Annotated in this window: 14 protein-coding genes; 3 read left to right on the top strand and 11 right to left on the bottom strand. The window is 65.7% G+C overall.

Annotated elements, in window-relative coordinates:
* Window positions 1–2 precede the first annotated feature (2 nt).
* Entirely contained in the window at window positions 3–368 is a 366-nt protein-coding gene (gene speD / locus HMP06_RS17300) for an adenosylmethionine decarboxylase (protein WP_332103015.1), read from the top strand.
* Here the strand turns inward: speD and HMP06_RS17295 are convergent.
* The 4 genes from HMP06_RS17295 to HMP06_RS17280 form a co-directional block, all read right to left on the bottom strand.
* The gene (locus HMP06_RS17295; RefSeq protein WP_232089761.1) at window positions 338–1282 is read right to left on the bottom strand and encodes an acetyl-CoA carboxylase carboxyltransferase subunit alpha; all 945 of its coding nucleotides are present in this window, start codon (window positions 1280–1282) and stop codon (window positions 338–340) included. The two genes, speD and HMP06_RS17295, sit on opposite strands and share 31 nt — an antisense overlap.
* A complete protein-coding gene (locus tag HMP06_RS17290; protein WP_176498209.1) occupies window positions 1279–4962 on the bottom strand; it encodes an SDR family oxidoreductase in 3684 nt (1227 codons plus the stop codon). Before HMP06_RS17290 ends, HMP06_RS17295 begins: the two co-directional genes overlap by 4 nt.
* 123 nt (window positions 4963–5085) lie before the next feature.
* On the bottom strand, window positions 5086–10584 hold the full coding sequence (locus HMP06_RS17285; RefSeq protein ID WP_176498208.1) for an AMP-binding protein: 5499 nt from the start codon (window positions 10582–10584) through the stop codon (window positions 5086–5088).
* A 39-nt stretch (window positions 10585–10623) separates the two neighbouring features.
* Window positions 10624–11574 (bottom strand): LysR family transcriptional regulator, encoded by a 951-nt coding sequence (locus HMP06_RS17280; RefSeq protein WP_176498207.1) that lies wholly within the window; start codon window positions 11572–11574, stop codon window positions 10624–10626.
* A 109-nt stretch (window positions 11575–11683) separates the two neighbouring features.
* On the opposite strand from HMP06_RS17280, the gene HMP06_RS17955 reads away from it, so the two are divergent.
* Window positions 11684–15694, top strand: coding sequence for a putative inorganic carbon transporter subunit DabA (locus HMP06_RS17955; protein WP_232089759.1), 4011 nt, complete (start codon window positions 11684–11686; stop codon window positions 15692–15694).
* The gene (locus HMP06_RS17265) at window positions 15691–15981 is read left to right on the top strand and encodes a hypothetical protein (protein WP_176498206.1); all 291 of its coding nucleotides are present in this window, start codon (window positions 15691–15693) and stop codon (window positions 15979–15981) included. The genes HMP06_RS17955 and HMP06_RS17265 overlap by 4 nt, the downstream gene beginning before the upstream one ends.
* Window positions 15982–15994: 13 nt before the next feature.
* On the opposite strand, the gene HMP06_RS17260 is transcribed toward HMP06_RS17265, so the two are convergent.
* The 7 genes from HMP06_RS17260 to HMP06_RS17230 are packed head-to-tail and all read right to left on the bottom strand — an operon-like array spanning window position 15995 to window position 20309.
* On the bottom strand, window positions 15995–16447 hold the full coding sequence (locus HMP06_RS17260) for a MaoC family dehydratase (protein ID WP_176498205.1): 453 nt from the start codon (window positions 16445–16447) through the stop codon (window positions 15995–15997).
* Between the two features lie 16 nt (window positions 16448–16463).
* On the bottom strand, window positions 16464–16820 hold the full coding sequence (locus tag HMP06_RS17255) for a HesB/IscA family protein (protein WP_176498204.1): 357 nt from the start codon (window positions 16818–16820) through the stop codon (window positions 16464–16466).
* Complete coding sequence (locus tag HMP06_RS17250) at window positions 16817–17275, bottom strand: SUF system Fe-S cluster assembly protein (protein WP_176498203.1); 459 nt, start codon at window positions 17273–17275, stop codon at window positions 16817–16819. The genes HMP06_RS17255 and HMP06_RS17250 overlap by 4 nt, the downstream gene beginning before the upstream one ends.
* Window positions 17272–18474, bottom strand: a complete 1203-nt coding sequence (locus HMP06_RS17245; protein ID WP_176498202.1) for an aminotransferase class V-fold PLP-dependent enzyme — start codon at window positions 18472–18474, stop codon at window positions 17272–17274. Before HMP06_RS17245 ends, HMP06_RS17250 begins: the two co-directional genes overlap by 4 nt.
* 5 nt (window positions 18475–18479) lie before the next feature.
* On the bottom strand, window positions 18480–19229 hold the full coding sequence (locus HMP06_RS17240) for a SufD family Fe-S cluster assembly protein (protein WP_176498201.1): 750 nt from the start codon (window positions 19227–19229) through the stop codon (window positions 18480–18482).
* Window positions 19226–19969, bottom strand: a complete 744-nt coding sequence (gene sufC / locus HMP06_RS17235; RefSeq protein WP_176498200.1) for a Fe-S cluster assembly ATPase SufC — start codon at window positions 19967–19969, stop codon at window positions 19226–19228. Before sufC ends, HMP06_RS17240 begins: the two co-directional genes overlap by 4 nt.
* Window positions 19956–20309: a hypothetical protein gene (locus HMP06_RS17230; RefSeq protein WP_176498199.1), complete on the bottom strand. Its 354-nt coding sequence runs from the start codon at window positions 20307–20309 to the stop codon at window positions 19956–19958. The genes sufC and HMP06_RS17230 overlap by 14 nt, the downstream gene beginning before the upstream one ends.
* Between the last annotated feature and the right edge of the window lie 25 nt (window positions 20310–20334).

Below are 20334 nucleotides of genomic sequence, written 5' to 3'. Positions count from 1 at the left end.
TCGTGGATTTTACCGGCACGCACCTCCTGCTAGATCTGTTCGGCTGCACCGGGCTGGACGATATCGCCTGCGTCGAACGGACCTTGCGCGATTCGGTCAATGCGGCGGGGGCGACCTTGCTCAACCTGCACGTCCACGGCTTTGGCGAGGGGCATGGCGTCACGGGCGTCGCGCTGCTGGCGGAATCGCACATCTCGATCCACACTTGGCCCGAGCGCGACTATGCCGCCGCCGATATTTTCCTGTGCGGGCCGACGAACGACGTGAAGGCAGCCGCCGCCGCGCTCGCCGCCGGGTTCCACGCTACGAAGACCGAGGAACGCTGGATCAGTCGCGGCTATGGCGCGGCGGGCGCGCGGCCGAGCTGAAGGAAGAAGTTCCGCCGCTCGGTACGCAGTTCGGCCGCGCTGAGGGTCTTCAGGGCGTCGAGTTCGGCACGCAGCGCCAGCGAGAGCCGCTTGATCGCGCCGGGATGGTCACGGTGCGCGCCGCCTTTGGGTTCGTAGACGATGCGGTGGATCACGCCGAGCCGCAGCAAATCCGCCGCGGTGATCTTCATCGCTTCGGCGGCATCGGGCGCGCGGTCCGCCCCGCGCCACAGGATCGACGCGCACCCCTCGGGCGAGATGACCGAATAGACCGCATGTTCGAACATCAGCACGCGGTTCGCCGCCGCGAGCGCAACCGCCCCGCCCGAGCCGCCTTCGCCGACGATCACCGCGATCAGCGGCACGCCGAGCGACAGGCAGCGTTCGGTACTGCGCGCAATCGCCTCGGCCTGCCCGCGCGCCTCCGCATCGATGCCGGGAAAGGCGCCGGGCGTATCCACCAGTGTGATAACGGGAAGGCCGAAGCGGTCAGCCAGATCCATCAACCGGATCGCTTTGCGATACCCCTCTGGCCGCGCCATCGCGAAATTGTGGTGCAGGCGCGAGGTCGTATCCTCGCCCTTTACGTGACCGATGACGAGGACCGATCGTCCCTCGAACTTCGCCAGGCCGCCGATGATCGCCTTGTCGTCGCCGAACGCGCGGTCGCCCGCCAGCGGCATGAAATCCTCGAACAACCCCTCGACGAAGTGGTGGAAGTGCGGGCGATCGGGATGCCGCGCGACTTGCGTGCGCTGCCACGGCGTGAGCCGCGCGTAGAGATCGACGAGCTGCCGCTCGGCGCGCTCGTCGAGCATTGCGGCGTCGCCTTCGCTCCCCCCGGCGCGCCGCAGCGCGGCTGCGCTGGCGGCGAGCGCCTCGATCGGCTTTTCGAACCCGAGATAGTGCATCACACCGTCATCGACATGCCGCGATAGATCCGCGCACGATAGCGCGAATCCTCGGCATCGGGGAGCGGCGCGCCGAGCAACAGCACAGCCCGCGCAAAGCGTTTCACCTCTTCAAGATGCTCGTCGAGATCGCGTGGCTCCTCCGATTGCACGCGGCGCGTTAGGTTGATCTGGTTGACCGGCACATCATGCACCAACCGCTCATTCTCCACCGCGAGCGTCGCGGTGAAGGCGTGCAGCGTCGTCTTGATGAAATTGGCGAGCGCGAAGGCCGGGCTCTTGTCGCCCATCGGCACGTCGGGCGAGGCGAGCACAAGCTGGCAATCGTCGTACAGCGAGGCTTTGCGCGAAACGCGGAAGTGGTTCGTAAGGTTGTTGGCGACCAACAGCCGGAATGCGTCCGGGTCGAGCGGGTCGTCGCGTTCGAACAGCTTTTGCGGCAGCGCCTCGAACGGGGTGGAGAGGACGGTGGTGGGCCGGCCCCATTGCACCATCGCTGCGTCCATCGCGCCCTCGACGGCGTCGCCGCACACGATCGATTCGACCGTTTCGCCGGGCACATCGGAGAGCGCGGCCTTCAGCGCCGCGAAGCCTTCCGCCGTCCGCGTGATGAGGACGACGCGGGCGACTTGCGCTTCGGTGATGAAGGCACGCGCGGTCTCGGCGATGTAATCGACCAGATGCTCGCCAATGATCCACACCGTCTTGCCGCGCATCTGATCGAGCCGTTCCTGCTTGGGGCTGCCGAACAGTTCGCGCTCGGTGGTCGAACGTTCGACCGACAGGCCGCCCGAGGGCATGAAGGTCTCACCCGACACCGCGCGATCTGCGAGGAAAAACACCGTTGCCTGTGCGACATCGCCCTCGGTCGGCATCTTGCCGAGATACAGTTTGGACAGCACCCCGCTGCCGACCTTTTTTGCCTCGACTGCGATCTTTTCGGCGGGCAGGAACGGCGCATCCTCGGGCGGGGTGCGCAGGAGCCAGTTGCCGTTCGCTTCCGCCGTATCGGGCCGGTCGCGCCAGCCCGGCGCATCGAGGAAATAGCCACCCTGCCGCAGCCTCGAAACGAGCGCGGCCGCGATCGGCGCGGTCAGCAGATATTGGTCCCACGTACACACGCCATCGCCCTCACGCGCGCAGGCCAGCGCCAGATCGCGGATTTCGCGCGGGACATTGGTGTCGTGCGACATCCGCACCGTGTCGTTGCGCGCCAGCCGCGTCAGCAACGCCTCGACCCGCACCCCGCGCCGCAGCGCCTTGACCGCGGCGGCGTGGATCGCGTTGAGGCGCTTGTTTTCCAGGATCAGCTTGCCGCGCCGGTCGAACAGGCCGGGCTTGCCACCCGTGCCCGCGAGACGATCGCCATCGACCGGGCCGGGCGCAATCGCGTTGAATTGCACCTCCGGCCCAAGGTAACGCGACATCGCCTCGACCATCGCGCGCTGGCCCGATTTCGAGACGGCGTAATCGGCGCGGTTGGGATAGGCGACCGCGAGATACTTCTCACCGCCGAAATAGGAGGAGACGTTGAGCACATAGCCCGACCCCTGCGCCTTCATCAGCGGCACGACGTGGTGCATCACGAAGAAGTTCGAGATTAAATTCGCATCGAGCGTGTAGTTCCAGGCATCGACACTCATATCGACGACCATGTCCTCGGCCCCCGCGACGCCGGCATTGTTGATCAGATAATCGATCCGCCCGAACGCCTTCAGCGTCGCATCGACCGCGCCCTTCAACGATGCGAAAATGCTGACATCGACATTGCCAAGCGTCTGCACGCGCCGTTCGACCCCGGAAAAGCCGATATCCTCAAGCTCGCTGACGATCCGCGCGCGCGCCACGGCAAGCTCGCTTTCGCGCCGTGCGACGATCATCACCTTGGCACCCGCAAGCGCGAGCAAGCGGGCCACTTGGCCACCGATACCGGCAGAGCCACCGGTGATCAGCGCAACCTTGCCCATGTGCAGCCCGGTGATGTTCTCGCTGAACCCGGGCATCGCCTTGCGCGATCCGGTCGCCTCACCGATACTGCTCGGGACGTAGAGCGTCACCTCGCGGATTTTGCTTTCTTTCAGCAGGATGCGTGCGGCATGCCCTGCGGTGAAGCGGGTATTCTCTGCCTCACTATTGCCGAAGCGGACGATCTGATTGCCCCATTCGGCCTGCCGCCGCCGCCCGTGCGCGACGTCAATGTCGGATTCATCGCGCCAGATGCGGATCAATTGCTCGGTCGCGGCGCGCAGCATCTGGGCATAGACATCGCCCTTGCCGTCGCTCGGATTGGTGAGAAACACGAAGCGCGGTTCCTGCAGCAGGGTATCGTTGCGCTTCCAATAGCGGCTGAGCGTGCGGGCGAGCGCGATGTTGCCCGCGAGTTCGACATCCATGAAGCGCGCGACATCCTCATCGCTCGCATCGACCAGATCGCCGACCAATTCGCCCGGCCCGAGCACCGGCATGAACACCGCGCCGGTGATCGCGGTAAACTCCTGCGTGTAGGCATGGAGCGCCGCCTCCATCGCGGCGGGTTCGGTGCGGTTGAAGCGGATGATCGTCAGCCGGTCGTCGGCCCCTTCGGCCTTGGCGCGGGCCTGCGCGATCGCGACATCGGCTTGGCGCGTCAGGCCGAGCAGCACGCGCGCACCGCACGCGATCTGGATGTTAGCGATCTCCAGCGCCTCCTGCCAGCCGTCGCCCGCCGCGATCAGTACGGCCAGCCCCGCCCCGTCCATCGATCGCATCGTCGGGCGCGACAGATAGGTCGAGCGCGCTTCCTTGCGCACCGTCATGCCGTGCGTGACCTCGAAATCATGGCCGTTATAGGCGGCGGACTCGTCGCTGCCGAGGAACACACACGTCTGCGCGATGTCGGTCGGCGTCGGGAAGGTCTTGGTCTTGGCATTGCCGCCGGTCGAGCGTTCGAGCGACATCATGTCGAAAAACTGGGTGGCGGTGGTGCCAGCATCGTCGCCGCGCATCGTATCCATCGTCGCGAAGACGCTGCGGATCCGCTCGCTTTCGATCGGGCCGGGGAAGACGAGGTTGACGCGAATACCGCGCGGACCGAGTTCGAGCGACAGTTCGCGCGAGAAGGCGTTCATCGCCGCCTTGGGCACGACGTATGCGGTGCGCGCGTAATACGGCGTGCGCGAGAAGATCGTCGAGATGTTGATGATCGATCCGCCCTCCCCCATCGCGGTCGCCGCCGCGCGCGACACGTTCCACGCGACGCCGAAGATGTTGCGGATCGCATCGCCGACGGTTTCGCCGTCGCTCGATCCCGATTTTTGCAGCGCGGCGAGTTCGTCGGCGTCGATCGGCAATTGCTCGATCGGCTGCTTGGGGCCTGCGGAGCCAGCATTGTTGACGAGGATTTCGATCCGGCCGAAGCGCTTGACGACATCGGCGACGGCATCTCGCACCGACTGCGGATCGCCGCCATCGAGCGCCACGGTTGCGAGGCGTGCGGCATCGACGCCGGTTTCGGCGCGGATCGCCTCCGCCGCGGCGTCGGTGCGCTCCGGCGTGCGCCCGGTCATCACCACCGTCGCGCCCTCGGCGAGATAATGCCGAACGATATAGCCGCCGATATTGCCGGCCGCCCCCGTCACAACGGCGATCTTGCCCGCCAGCCGGCCCTCGCCGGTCGCAACGATAACGGTGTTCGCCTTCGCCATGTCACTCTCCACGTGTCGTGCGATATTGGTTCGCACCTTGGTGTTCAGAGCCTGGGGAGGGCGTGTTCTGATCTTATCGAGGATTTCGGCAACGGCAACGGGGGTTGGCCATCCCCGGCAGAATTATGCGTCGGGTGGATTCGCCTCCGTCGCCGCCCAGGCCTCGAGCAAGGCATCGCGGCTGCGCAGGCCGAGTTCGGGCAGCGCATGGTTGACGACATAGGTCGCGCCCGAATGGCGGTTTTCCCACATCGCCTGATGCGCCTCCGGCAAGCCATCCCACGGCACGACGTGCGGTTCGGTCACTTCGAGTAGCCCCGCCGCGATCATGTCGTTCATGCGCGACACTTCGTATGCGTTGCACAAATGCGTGCCGAGAATCGACGCGGTCGGCATCAGGATCTTGCGCTGCCGCGTCCACACTTGCGGGGCGTAGAAAGTGAAGCGCTGGCCCGCCAGATCCTCGGCGAAGATCACGCGGCCCGTGAATGGCTTCACCAGCGAGGTGGAGACGCCGAGCGTATCCTGCGCAGCGCGTTCGATCACCAGATCGGGGCTGCCGCGCGGATTGTCGGGCGAGCGCAGGATCTTGCCGATCGCCGAACCGAACGGCTTCATCACGCGATCCTGATAATCGCGCACTGCCGCCTTGAAGACTTCGATATCGCCCTTGGCATCGGGCAGTTGCGGCATGGTGTCGGGCCAGAGGAAATTGGCGCCCTCCTTCCGCCGGATCGATTCGAGGCTGACGATCCCCTCGATCGCATCCTCCAGCCCAAGCGATTGCAGGAATTCGCGCTGGCCGTCGGTCGTGGTGGCGACGACGCTGCGCGCGTTGAAGCGCCGCGCTGCCTCGATCATTTCGAGGCCGGTTTCGTCGAGCAAGGCGGACGAGCGCGGGCCGTAATAAATCAGCACCGCCTCGCCACCGCGCAGGGCCGCCTTGCGCAACATTTCCTCGGGGCTGGCCGTGCCGGGTTTGCCCATGAAGCTGAAATGATAGCCCGACGATGCGCCGTAAAACGCCAGCGTGCCGCCCTCCGCCAGCAATTGGAAGCTGCGCGGGAAAGCGGTTTCGCCGGCATGGCTGACGACATAATCCGCGCGCTTGCCGCCGTTGAGCGCTTCATACTCGGCGATCAGCGGTGCGCCTGCCACCTCCCATGCACGCGCCGCTTCGGGGTCTTCGGGCACGATCGTGTAGAGGTCGGCGAAGCGCGGGTCCTTGCGATCGATCGCGCCGACTGCGCCTTGCTGCTCCGTGATGAACGCGGCGCGTTCGGGAGAAGAGACGAGGCCGGTCACTTGCAGGCCGGTCCGCACCGAAGAGCGTAGTGCATCGAGCCCGGTCCCGGTCGCCGCGCCTTCGACGAACAAGGTCCGCCCCGGCGCGATTTGCAGCGTCGTGAACAGGCAGCGCGAGATCGTGCCGAGGTTGAGGACGTAACTACCCGCTTGCTCCAGAGTCAGGTCGGGCGGGATCGCGTGCATTTGCGGCGCTTGCACCGTCAGGAATTGCGCGTGGCTGCCGGTTTCGGTCTCGTAACCCTGAATCGAGAAATCGGCGTACATCGGATCGTTGCCGACATTCGGGCTGAGCAGATCGTTGGTGCCCGAATAGACGGTGACGAGATCGCCGACCTTCACCCGCCCCTCGGCGCGCGTCTCGCTGCCGAGAGCCGCCACCAAAGCGATGCCGCCGGAGCCGGTGATCTGGACGTCTTGCTCGTGGCTGTCGAAGGGTGACACGGGAATGCCGGTCAGCGCCCAGATGTCGTTGAAATTGACCTCGCTGGTCAGCATGTAGAGCAGCGCCTCGTTGGGCGCGGGCTCGGGCACCTTGACGATCAGCTCACGCTCGTGGCTGGCGGGCGGGCCGAAGCGCGGGGCACCGGTTTCGGCATTGCGGGCGATGCCGAAGGCGTATTGCCATTCCGGGATAGCCGTGACGCCGGGGTAGAAGGGCGCGCCGACCGGGAGCAATTTTCCAGCCGCTTCGAGTGCCCCGCCGCGCGGCTCATGTTCCTCATCAAGCCAGACGCCGTTCGCGCGAACGGGGAGCGGCGGGCTGACCTTGTCAATAAATTGGCGGATGCCTGTCTTGCCACCCTCAGGATCGACAATGGCCTCGGCAAATAACTCTGCCTCGCGCGCCAGACCTGCGGACATTCCGTGTTCGAGGCCGGTGCGAACGGCGTCAAGAATACGACGGCCAGCCGCTGCACGGCCTGACCATTCGAGCTGTCGCAATATCCGTTGGACATGATCGCCCTCGCTTAATGCCTGATCGAGGCTGAACGGCGATGGACGATCCCACCGCTCGACCGCCTCGCGACGCTCGGCAAATGCCTTCCCCAGAGTGCTTGCCGCGCCCTCCCGCACGAAGTCTCGGACGAGCGCATGGGCCGTGCTCAAAGCGTCGTTGCTTCCGCTGACCCGACAATCGATCAAGCCAATGTCTAGAGCATCCTCGGCATCAATGGATCGCCCGCCGAGAATGAGTTCGAGCGCTTCGATCAAGCCGTCGCCAAACGCGACCCGGTCGCCCAGCAGCCGCGGCAACCGCTGCGTGCCGCCATAGCCGGGCAACAACCGCAGCCGAATCTCCGGCTGCCCGAAACGCGCGGTCGGCTCGGCGATGCGGTAATGGCAGGCAAGCGCGAACTCCATCCCGCCGCCCAGCGCCACGCCCTGCACCGCGGCGATGCACGGCTTGCCCATCGTCTCGATCTTGCGAAAGGCGAGCTGCGCGTTGTTGGGGAGCACCATCGCTTCGTCGAAGGTGTGGATTTCCTCGAGCATCTGGCGGATGTCGGCACCCGCGACGAACGAGGCGGTGCCCTGTCCGGTGAACACCACCGCGACGACATCGTCCTTGCGCGATAGCTGATCAACCACGACCACCAGCTCGTCGATCGCGCGTTCGTTGAGCGCATTGACGGGCGGGTTGGTGACGGTGACGGTCGCGACGCGCTTGCCCGGAGCGACGGTATTGTACTGGACGAGGAAGTAGCGATTGCGCTCGAACAGCGATTGCTCCTCGCTCAAGCGCTGTTTGCGCTGCCAATCGTCGATCGCAGTCTTGAGCTCGGTCAGCGCCTCGGGGTTGCGCAGTGTCGTCACGTCGCCGACATCGCCGCCCTCGACTAAAGCGCGGACCATCCGGCGCATGTACTTGCCGCTGCGCGTTTCGGGGAATTGCGAGACTTCGATGAAATCGGCCGGCACCGCGACCGCACCCTTCTCGCTGCGCACCAGTTCGAACAGGCGGCGCTTGTCGTCGAGCGTCAGTTTGCGCCCCGCCACCGGCACGACGAAGGCGAGCGGGGTCAGCCCTTTCTCGCGGTGCGGCGCGCCGATCACGAGCACGTTGCCGACCGGCGAATCCGGATCGAGCGCCTTGTCGCGCAGCACCGCGCCCTCGATCTCCTCGGTCCCCATGCGGTGGCCCGAGACGTTGATCACATCGTCGCTGCGCCCGTGGAGCGAGAAAGAGCCATCGTCATGCGCGATCGCGAAATCGCCTTGGGTATAGGCCCAGCTGCCGCGCCAGCGCTTCCAATAGCCGTCGATCCAGCGATCGGCATCTCCGCGCCATGCGGGCGCTACGCTGCCATTTTCGACGCGGAAATTGCCGACATCGCCCCAGATCGTGCGCGCGAGGTACGGATAGGGCGCGGCGATGACGATCTCGCCTTTCTCGCCCATTTCGGCGCGACGCCACGGCACGCCCTCGCCACCGTCGCGCGCGAACGGGGTGTCGCCACCGCTCGCATCGGCATCCTCGACCCACACATCCCCGACGATCCACGGCAGCGGATAGGCGTGGGCATCGGGTTTCAACGGAAAATCGTGATTGCCGTAAAAATGCGTCCAGGCGATCCCGCCATGCTCGGTAGCCCAATAGCTGTTGATGTATTGCGGGACGACATGCTGCATTCCGAACGCCTGCACCGATGGCGAGGTCGGCTCGGCGCAGAAGGTAGCGACGCGCAAGGCCCCCATGTCATAGCGTTCGAGCTCGGCAAGGTTCGACGGGTCCGACATCACCGATTTGAGGAAGGTGACGCCCGCCTTGAAGATGGTGACCCCGTGCCGCTCGATCATCGAGGCGAAGCGTCCGGCGTGCGGGAAGACCGGCGACCCTTCCGACACGACGCTGGTCACCCGCGTCATCAGCGGCGCGCAGATCAAATAGCTTTGTCCGGTGATCCAGCCCGGATCGGCGACGACGAACAATGTGTCGCCGGGCCGCGCATCGAATGCCACCGCCATCGTTTCGGCCAGCCCGGCGGCATAGCCGTGCGCGTGGACGATGCCCTTCGGCTTTCCGGTCGAGCCCGAGGTATAGATGAAGAACATCGGGTAATCGGCATCGACCGGTAGCGGCTTGGACGCGGCCCAGATCGCGCGCACGAAATCCGCATCCGGCAGCGCCAGCAGCTCGGCCTGTGTCGTCACCGCAAAGCCCGCCTCGCGCGCCTTCGCCAGCAGCGTTTCCAGCGCGGCATCGGTCAGTTCGTGGCTCCAGCGGTCGCGCTCCTCGCGCCAGATCACGTCGGGTTGCGCGGTGTGCCGCACGACGACCACCGTCTCGACGCGTGGCGGGAGCGTGACAAGGCTGGAGGCAATCGCGATCCGCACGCGCGCGGCGTCGGCACTGCTGATGCGGCCTTCGCTGCCAAGCGTGATGAGCGCCCGCCCCACACCGCGCATCACGTCCGAGCGCTCGACCGACACTTCGCCCGCGAGCGTCGCCCTGACGGTGGCGAGGATCGTCTCGGTTTCGGCGGGCGCCAGTTCGAGATCGGTCTCTGCCAGGATCGCGAGCGCGGTCGCCACGGGCACATAATTGTCGAGCGCCGGGTCGGTATAGGCGTTCTTGAACGCGGCGACCTGCGCGTTGCGATAGCTGCCATCCGAAGTGACGATGACGCGCGCACCGGCATCGCAGATGCGGTCTGACAGCGTCTTGTCGCTGAACCCGCCGAATACGGCGGTATAGACGATGCCGAGCCGTTTCGCCGCCTCGGTCCAGTAAATCTGTGGCACGATGCTCGGCATGTTGAGCGCGATGCGGTCGCCCGCTTTCAGCCCCAGCGCCTCCAGCGCCAGCGCGCATTTCGCGGTTTCCAGCAGCAATTGCTTACGCGAGACGCCAAAGCAATCGACCGGCGCCCCCTGACTGCCCAGCGCCGACATGTCCCAGCGGTCGCCCTCAAAGATGAGCGCGGTTTCGTCGCCGTGGCCGCTCAGCACGTGGCGATCAACTTCGCTGAAACAGGCATTGGTGCGCCCGCCGACGAACCAGCGCCAATGCGGCGGCTCCGATCCGTCGAACGCTTGCGTCCACGGCGCGAAATCGGCGGGGAGATCGGGCGTTACCGCATCACCGGTCGCCGCATCCCAGCCCGACCAACGGCCGTCTTCGCCGCGGGCCAGCCAAGCACCCGCCGCACCCACATCGCCGACGAACCAATGCATCGTCCGCGCCGCGATCTCGCCGTGAAACGCGCCGGGATCGGCCAGAACGGCCGCGCGCATCGCCTCCCAATCGCTGCGGGTACGGACGGGATTGTGCTGGGGAGTCACTGTCGCGGCGATCGTTGACGCTCCCACCATCCCGAATCATCCCCTCTGTTATTTTGAGGGTATTGAGCCTCAATATCGGGCGATTGGCAACTCCGCCGCAGGCGGTGCGGGATCGCCAGCATTCCGTAGCGGCGATTCGGTTGCAGCCGAGCGTTCGAGCAGTTCGGCCAAGAGCCGGTTCGGGAAACGGCGCTTCTGGATGATCGCGTAGAAGCTCTCGGTCAGGTGCGGAATGCGGCAATGCTCGACCAGCACCCCGGCTTCAAGTTCGTCGAAAACGACGATCGGCGGCACCAGCGTCACGCCCTCCCGTTCGCGCGCGAGCAGACGTAACATTGCCATGTCATCGACCTCCGCCAGAATGATCGGCCTGATGCCGGCAACATCGAGCAAATGATCGAACCGGACGCGGATATCACTATCGAGGCTCGGCAGCAGGATCGGCTCGTGCCGCAAATCTTCCGGGAAACGAAACGGGCGCTGACCGGCGCGCGGGCGACCAACCAGACTGACCGGCTGCTGGTCGAGCAGATGATTGCGGAATGACGCACGGGCATCGCGCTGCGCTGCGCTGTTCGACAAAACGACGTCGATGCTGTGCGCTTCGAGTTGCGCCAGCAAATCGCGGATCGTGCCCGACCGCACGATCAGCTCGACATCGGCGCGCCCGACCAGTGGGCGTAGAAACTGGAGCTGGAAGTTGCGCGACAGCGTGGTGAGCGCGCCGACGCGCAGGATCTGGCGATTCGCCAGCGGGCGGCCGTCGAGTGTGCTCAGCATTTCATCGCCCGCCTGAAACACGGTGTCGGCATAATCGAGCGCAATCTGCCCAGCCTCGGTCAGCACCAGCCGCTTGCCGACGCGGTCGAACAGCGCATGGCCGATCTGGTGTTCGAGTTTCTGGATCTGCACAGACAGCGCCGATTGCGACAGGTTGAGCCGTTCCGCCGCACGCGTCAGGCTCGCCTCATGCGCAACCGCCCAGAAATAGCGCAGATGGTTGAAATTCAGCGTCTTCATATCGTTCTATAAAACAGAACGAAATCGCAAAGACAATGAATTATATCTGATCAAATCGGCAGCGTAATGGCGGCTCCCATGCGCAATACTGCGCCTCGGGGAAGTGCCGATGCCGTTCAATCTTCTGCCCTTTGCCGCGCCGCTCGCGTTGCTGCTGAGCGCCGGCGTCGCGTTCGTCGCGCCGCCCCGCAGCGCGGGCAGTGTCGCGCGGCTGGCGGAGGCGGCGGCGCTGCTGACGCTTTTGGTCGCCGGAATCTTGGCGGTAGTCCTGGTCTGGCACGGCCCGGTCGACAGTCGCGTGATCGGGCTGGCGGGTGCCGGATTCGCCACGCGCATCGATGCGGTAAGCGTGACGCTCGCCTTGCTGGTGTCGTTCGTCGGGTGGATCGTGGTGCGCTATTCGGCCACCTATCTCGACGGCGAACCGCGCCAAGCGGCCTTCACCGGCTGGCTGTGCATGACGCTGGCGGCGGTGCTGCTGCTGGTGCTGTCGGGCGATTTGATCGAACTGGTCGTGGCCTGGATCGCGACGAGCATGGGGCTGCACCGGCTGCTTATATTCTATCCCGATCGCGTGGCGGCACAGCGCGCGGCGCGCAAGAAGTTCGTGACCGCGCGGGCGGCGGATGTTGCGCTGGTCGGTGCGGCGGTGCTGCTCGCGATTGCGTATCACACCACCGGCATCGCCGCGATCCTGAGCGCAGCGCGCGCCGGTGAAGGCGGCACCCAGGCGGTCGCCGCGGCCGGGCTGCTGGCGATCGCGGCGCTGCTGAAATCGGCGCAATTTCCGCTGCACGGCTGGCTGACCGAAGTGATGGAAGCGCCGACCCCGGTTTCGGCGCTGCTGCACGCGGGCGTCATCAATGCCGGGGGGTTCATTCTGATCCGCTTCGCCGACGTGATGCTGCTGGCCCCCGGCGTGCTGGCGGTGCTGGTGATGATCGGCGGGTTCACGGCTTTGTTCGGCGGGTTGGTGATGCTGACGCAACCGGCAGTGAAGACCTCGCTGGCCTGGTCGACGGTCGCGCAAATGGGCTTCATGATCATGCAGTGTGGGCTGGCGCTGTTCCCGCTCGCGCTGCTGCATATCGTCGCGCACTCGCTCTATAAGGCGCACTCGTTCCTTGCCTCGGGCGGCGCGGTCGAGCGGATCGCGCTGGCGCGGCGACCGGGGCCGGTGGCGATCCCCGATGCGAGAGCGGTCGGCCGGGCTTTTCTCGTCGCGCTCGGCATCTATGGCGCGATCGGCGCTGGGTTCGGGTTTCACCAGCAATCGCCGGAAGGCATCGCGCTCGGCGCGATCCTGATCTTCGGGATCGCCTATCTCTTCGCGCAAGGGTTTGCCGATGCCGCCCCACGCGCGCTGACGCGCCGCGTGGCGGTCTACGCCGTGGCGGCGTCGGTCGGCTATTTCGCGCTGCACGGCCTTGCGCAATGGCTCACCGCCGACACGCTGCCCGCGACCCCGATGCCGGGGCCGCTCGAATGGGCGCTGATCGTGCTCGCGGTGCTGAGTTTCGCTATAGTGGCCGTCGCGCAGGCGATGTTCCCGCTCTGGGCGTATCACCCTGCAGCTGCCGGCCTGCGGGTCCATTTGTCCAACGGTCTTTACGCCAACGCCCTGTTCGACCGCTTGCTCGGCGGCTGGGCGCTGCGTCCACGGCGCGCGACGCGCAAGGAGATGATTCCGATGCCGAGCCAGTTCGGGCCGCAGCCCGCCGACCCCGTTGCGCTGTCAACGGCCGCCGAAGCCGCCGCATGTGCCATCCCCCCCGTCTGGCCGCTAGCGTCGAGCGTCGCCGTAAACCCCTATTTCGGGCAGACCGAACAGACGCTTGCGCAGACCGCCGCGCTCTTGGCGCGTGTGGCGGGCGCCCCCGTCACGATGCCGCGCGGTTGGTACAGCGCCCGCATCGCAGACGGCACGGTGAGCGATGACGATCTGGTGGCCGCGCTGTCGGGCGCAACTGGCTCGCACCGGCCCGGCTCCGTCGCCGCGCTCAAGGCCGCGGCCAATCAGCCGTCCGCGCCGATCAAGGCAGTGCCGACGATTGCCGACCTGGCGGCAGAGGCATCGGGAATCGACTGGCCCGGCATCATCGCCGAGCGCTTCGGCGCTTGGGCGGCGGCCTATTTCGACGAGGGTCAGGCGCTGTGGGCGGCACCCAAGGGACGCAGCGCCTATGCCGCTTGGCAGGCGGTCGCGACGCATGATCTGACCCCGGAAATTGCCGGTCTGTCCGACTTTGCAAGCTTCGTCGCCGAAGCGCCCGAAACCGCGAGCGATGCGATGACGCGGACCGCGGCGCAGTTGGGTTTGCCGCAAGCGGCGGCGCAAACCTATTTCCACAGCCTGCTGATCACGCTCGGCGGGTGGGCGCAATATGCCCGCTACAAACGCTGGCAGGCGCAGCTCGCGGGGGCGGACGACGCCACGATCACGGATTTCCTGTCGATCCGGCTGTTGTGGGAGGAAGCCCTGTTCGATCACTATGCGCCACGGATCGGTGCGCAATGGGACGCCGTCGTCGCAGCGCACGCGCAACCGGTCGCGCCCACGGCGGATGAGATCGTCGATGCTATCTTGCAGGAAGCGTGCGAGCGCGCGGCGCAGCGCGACCTCGGGCGGACCCTGGCCGCGGCGCATCCCGTCGCCGACCCGACGCCCGTCATCCTGCAGGCGGCGTTCTGCATCGACGTCCGATCCGAAGTGTATCGGCGGGCGCTCGAAACGGTGCATCCTGGCGTGCAAACTCTGGGGTTTGCGGGCTTCTTCGGGCTGACCGCGTCGCATCGTCGCTTTGCCTCCGACGTGGCCGAGCATCGCTTGCCGGTTTTGCTCAACCCCGGCCTTACCTCACGTTCGGGCGATGCGGCGGACGTCGGCGCGGACACGATCGCGCGGTACAAGGCGCGCGCGACGCGGGCGTGGGGCCGCTTCAAGCTGGCGGCGGTGTCCTCCTTCGCCTTTGTTGAGGCGGCCGGGCCGGTCTATATCGCCAAGCTGCTGCGCGATGCGTTCGCGCTGCATGCCAACGCCGTGCCCAACGACCCCGCGCCCCAGGCAGAACCGCCACTCGATCTGGAGACGCGCGTCGGCATGGCAGCGTCGATCCTGCGCGCCATGTCGCTCACCCGCGATTTCGCGCCACTGGTGCTGCTAGTCGGGCATGGCGCCAACGTGGTCAACAATCCGCATGCGAGTGGCCTGCACTGCGGCGCGTGTGGCGGCTATTCGGGCGAGGTCAATGCCCGGCTGCTCGCCGGGTTGCTCAACGATCCGGCAATCCGCGACGGGCTGCGCGCGCTGGACATCGTGATCCCGGCCGGCACGCTGTTCCTTGCCGCACTCCACGACACGACCACCGACACCGTGTTCATTTACGCCGGGGACCATCCCTCGCCCGAACACCGCGCTGCCGTGGTGCGCGCGCGCGGTTTCCTGGCGGATGCCGGCGCCTTGACGCGCGGCGAGCGGGCGCTGCGCTTGCCGCGGGCGCTGGCCGAAAGCAGCATCGCCAGACGCAGCCGCGATTGGGCCGAAACCCGCCCCGAATGGGCGCTCGCCGGGTGCAAGGCGTTCATCGCTGCGCCGCGCACGCGCACGGTCGGCAAATCGCTGCAAGGTCGGGCCTTCCTCCACGATTACAACTGGCGCGACGATGCGGGCTTTGGCGTGCTCGAACTGATCATGACCGCGCCGGTCGTCGTGGCGAGTTGGATCAGCTTGCAATATTACGGATCGAGCGTCGCGCCCGACCTGTTCGGCGGCGGCAACAAGCTGTTACACAATGTCGTCGGTGGAATCGGCGTGGTCGAGGGCAATGGCGGCACGCTGCGTGCGGGGCTACCGTGGCAATCGGTGCATGACGGCGTGGGTTTGGCGCACGAACCGCTGCGGCTGAGCGTGTGTATCGAGGCTCCGCGCGAGGCGATGTCCGTGATCCTCGAGCGGCATCCGGGCGTGCGCGCGCTGTTCGACAATCGCTGGCTCCATCTTTTTGCGCTCGACGCGGCTGGACAGATGGCGTGGCGATATTGCGGGGGTCTGGCGTGGGAACCGGTCGCCGCCGAGGAGCCGGTCGCCGCTCCGACGCGGCATCCGGCGGTCCAGGCATGAAGACGAGCCGTCAAGTGGTGGACCTTCGACCGGAACCCGAGCTCCTGCTCGCGGCGGCGGAGGACAGGATCACGTGGGTGCTCGAGCACCCGCAGATGAGCGATTGGCTCAAACAGGCGTTGCGATCGGCAGACGAGGCCGACCCGGTCGTGCTGCAAAACGATCTTGAGATGATCCGGCATCTGCTGCTGCCGCGCTGTCAGGCGCAGATCGATCTCGCAGTGGCGAAGGCATCAATCGCGACCGTGCCCTGCGTTCCCGCGCGGCCTTCAGGGACGAACCGCTAGGATCGCGGCCGGCTCAGGCCGGCTTCTTCCGCTGCAGCCCGCTGCGCTTGCACGTGGCGACCAGTTCGCCGCGCTGATTATAGGCGCGGTGGACGAACGTGACGATTCCAGCATTGGGCCGCGATTTGGACTCGCGCAGATCGGCGACTTCGGTCTGGATGTGCAGCGTATCACCGATAAACACGGGCGCGGGAAAGCGCACCTCGTCCCAGCCCAGATTGGCGATCGCGGTGCCCAGCGTCGTGTCACCGACAGACACGCCGACCATCAAACCCAGAGTGAAAGTTGAATTGACGATGATCCGGCCATAATCGCTGTCCTTCATCGCGTCGGCATCGAGGTGCAGCGCCGCCGGATTATGCGTCAGCGTCGAGAAGAGCAGATTGTCGGTCTCGGTCACCGTCCGGCGGATCGCATGGTCGAAGGTCTGTCCGACCGTCAATTCGTCGAACCAAAGTCCCGCCATGTCCCTACATCCTCAATCAGACCGTGAAGCTCTCGCCGCACCCGCATTCCCCCTTGGCATTAGGGTTGACGAAAACAAAGCCCGCCGCGAAATCATCCTCGACCCAGTTCATCGTGCTGCCGATGAGATAGAGGATGGATCCGCCATCGACGAACAGCGTGCCGCCGGGGGTATCGATGCGTTCGTCGAAGGGTTTGGCTTCGCTCACATAATCGACCGAGTAAGCCAGGCCCGAGCAGCCGCGCCGCGGCGTCGAGAGCTTGACGCCGATCGCGTCGGCGGGGGCCTTCGCCATCAGATCGGCAATCCGCGCCTCCGCCGAGGACGTGAGGAGGAGCGCGGCCGGGCGGGTGCGGGTTTTCAGGTCGCTCATAGCATTCCCAGCTCCAATTTGGCGTCGTCGGTCATCTTGGCCGGGTCCCACGCGGGTTCCCACACCAGATTGACCTCGGACGATCCAATCCCCGGCACCGCGCCGACGCGCAGTTCGACTTCGGTCGGCATCGTTTCTGCAACCGGGCAATTCGGTGTGGTCAACGTCATCGTGACGACGGCATGGCCGTCCGTCGTCACATCGACGCCGTAGATGAGACCGAGATCGTAGATATTCACCGGGATTTCGGGATCGTAAATCTCCTTCAGCGCCGCGACGACAGCTTCGTAAAGCTCGCCACCCGGCTCGCCCGCAGGGGCAGCGGCGGGCTTTTGCGTCAGGAACCCTTCCAGATAGTCGCGCTTGCGCTCGGGCGCCTCCGCCAAATCCTCGACGCGCGCGCGCGGCGGCTGCTCGACCGCGCTCACTTCCTCGATTTCGATCCGGTCGCTCATCCGAAAATCCTCGTTACTCTTTCAATGCCGCGTACCAGCGCATCCACATCGGCGGCGCTGTTATAGACCCCGAAGCTCGCCCGCGCGGTCGCATCGACGCCGAGATATTCCATCAAGGGCTGCGCGCAGTGATGCCCTGCGCGCACCGCGACCTGTGCCTCATCCAAGATGGTGCCGATGTCGTGCGGATGCACCCCTGCGATGCTGAAACTGACGATTCCGGCAGAATCTTCAGGGCCATAGAGCGTCACGGAGTTGATCCGCGAAAGCGCCGCGCGGGTCATTTCAACCAGCGCGGTCTCATGCGCATGGATGCGATCCAGCCCGATGCGCTCGACATAGTCGATCCCGGCGGCGAGCCCGAGCGCGCCGACGATATGCGGCGTGCCAGCCTCGAACCGGCCCGGCGGCGGAGCGTAGGTCGTCCCCGCAAAGCTGACCTTGTCGATCATCGCGCCGCCGCCCTGCCACGGCGGCATCGCGTCGAGCAATTCGGCGCGCGCCCACAGCACGCCGATTCCAGTCGGGCCGTAGAGTTTATGCCCCGATAGCACGTAGAAATCGCAATCAAGCGCCGCCATGTCGAGTGCCATGCGCGGCGCCGCCTGGCAGCCGTCGAGCAGGATCTTGGCACCGACCGAATGCGCAATGTCGGCGGCGCGGCGCGCATCGAGCACCGAACCAAGCACATTCGAGACATGCGCCAGCGCGACGAGCTTGTGAGCGGGCGTGATCATCGCCGCCATCGCGTCGAGATCGATCCGGTGATCGGGCGTCAGCGGGATGACGTCGATCTGCGCGCCAACGCGCTCGGCCACCATCTGCCACGGCACGATGTTGCTGTGATGCTCGAGCTGGCTCAACAGAATGCGGTCGCCCGGCTTGAGCTGCTCACCCGCCCAGCATTGCGCGACGAGATTGATCCCCTCGGTCGCACCGCGCACGAAGACGATCTCGTCGGTGTCTGCGCCGATAAAGCCCGCAACCGTCCGCCGCGCTGCCTCATAAGCGAGCGTCATGTCGGCGGAGCGTTGGTACACGCCGCGGTGCACCGTCGCGTAGCTGGTGTCATAGGCGCGGGTGATCGCGTCGATCACGACTTGCGGCTTCTGCGCCGTGGCCGCGGTGTCGAGATACGCCCAGCCTGCCGGGATCGCCGGAAAATCGGCGAGGTGGTCGAGCGCACGGGTTTGCGTCATCAGGTTCACAACATCCGCTCCAAAGCCGCTTGCGCCGCCGCCTCGACGCGCGCGCGCTCGGCTTCGTCGGCAATCCCTTCGAACACCGATCCGATGAACGCGCGCAGCAGCATCGCCTTGGCCTCGGCCGGCGCGATGCCGCGCGAGGCGAGGTAGAACAGGGCGTTGGCATCCAGCTCGCCGACCGTCGCGCCGTGCGCGCACTTCACGTCATCGGCGAAGATTTCGAGCTCCGGCTTGGCATTGGCGGTGGCGGTGCGGCTGAGCAGCATCGCTTTCACCGATTGCGACGCATCAGTCTTCTGCGCATGCCGCGCGACCGCGACCTTGCCGAGATACGACCCCGTCGCGCGCCCGCCGAGCACCGAGCGCACGACCTGATTGGAGGTCGAGTTCGGCTCGATATGGTTGAGCGTCGTGACGATCTCGAGCGTCTGCTCACCGCCGCCCAGCATCGCCGCGCCAAGCTCGAAATGCGAACCCGCATGGCACGTCACGTCGATCGTCACGCGGCCGAGCTCCCCGCCGGTGTTGAGCACGTGGAAGGTCGCGGACGCACCCTCGCGCAGGATCACGCGGTAATCGCGGATCGCCACGGCGTCGGTGGCGGCATCCTGCACTATGACGCGCGCAACGGATTCACCGGCAGCGACCTCGATCACTTCGGCCGCCGGCACCGGCCAGACCGAGGCGACCGCCTCCAGATCGGAGTAGCGCCACGCTTCATCGCGCCGCGTCGGGACGGCAAAACTCACGCCGCCACCCCGGCATAGCCTTCGCGCTCAAGCTCCAGCGCAAGCTCCGGCCCGCCCGAGCGGACGATCCGGCCGCCGGCCAGCACATGCACGAAATCGGGCGCGACGTAATCGAGCAGCCGCTGATAGTGGGTGATCAGGATCACCGCCTTGTCGGGCTTGCGCATGATGCGGTTGATGCCGTCGCCGACGACGCGGAGCGCATCGATGTCGAGACCGGAATCGGTTTCATCAAGGATCGCCAGGCTCGGGTCGATGATGCCCATCTGCACCATCTCGTTGCGCTTCTTCTCGCCGCCCGAAAAGCCGACGTTTACCGGACGCTTGAGCATTTCCTGGTCCATGCTCAACGCATCGGCCTGCGCGCGCGCGAGTTTGAGGAACTCCGCGCCCGACAGCGGCTTCTCGTCGCGGTGGCGGCGCTGTGCGTTGAGCGATTCGCGCAGAAACTGCACGTTGGAGACGCCGGGGATTTCGACCGGGTATTGGAAGCCGAGGAACAGGCCAGCGGCGGCACGTTCGTGCGGGGCCATTTCGAGCAGGTCTAAAGTCCCAAAAGTTACGCTACCGGCGGTAACCTCATACCCGGGGCGCCCGCCAAGCACATAGCCCAGCGTCGACTTGCCAGCGCCGTTCGGCCCCATGATCGCATGCACCTCGCCCGCGTTGACGGTGAGCGAAAGGCCCTTGAGGATTTCCTTGCCGTCGATTTCGGCGTGGAGGTTTTCAATCTTCAGCATTTGATACCACTTTAAAATTTGGATGCCCGTCAAACCTCGACACAAAGGCCTCGAAGTCTAAATCAGCTTTACGAAGCGCCGTTAGGTTCCGCAGTGCGCCATGGATGCCTGTAAAAACGTAGTGTTCGACCGAACCAATGATGGCGTCGATTTCGGCCGGAAAATCCGCGCCAACGAACCAGCGCTCAATCGGATAATGTATCTCGTTCAGTCGCCGCATGTTGCAGCCATTATCAAGATGGAAGGTCTTCGCACCCGGTTCGATAATGTCAGGCCAACGATCGATGACAAGCTCGTACGCTTCGCGGAGAAGGGGACGTTGAACCTCAGTGACGCTCACCCCACGCTCCCCTCAAGCGAAATCC

The sequence above is a fragment of the Sphingomonas sp. HMP6 genome (genome assembly GCF_013374095.1).
In the GTDB taxonomy this organism is placed as follows: Bacteria; Pseudomonadota; Alphaproteobacteria; order Sphingomonadales; family Sphingomonadaceae; genus Sphingomonas.
Note: the sequence above shows the minus strand (reverse complement) of the source record. Positions and strands in the feature narration are given on the sequence as shown.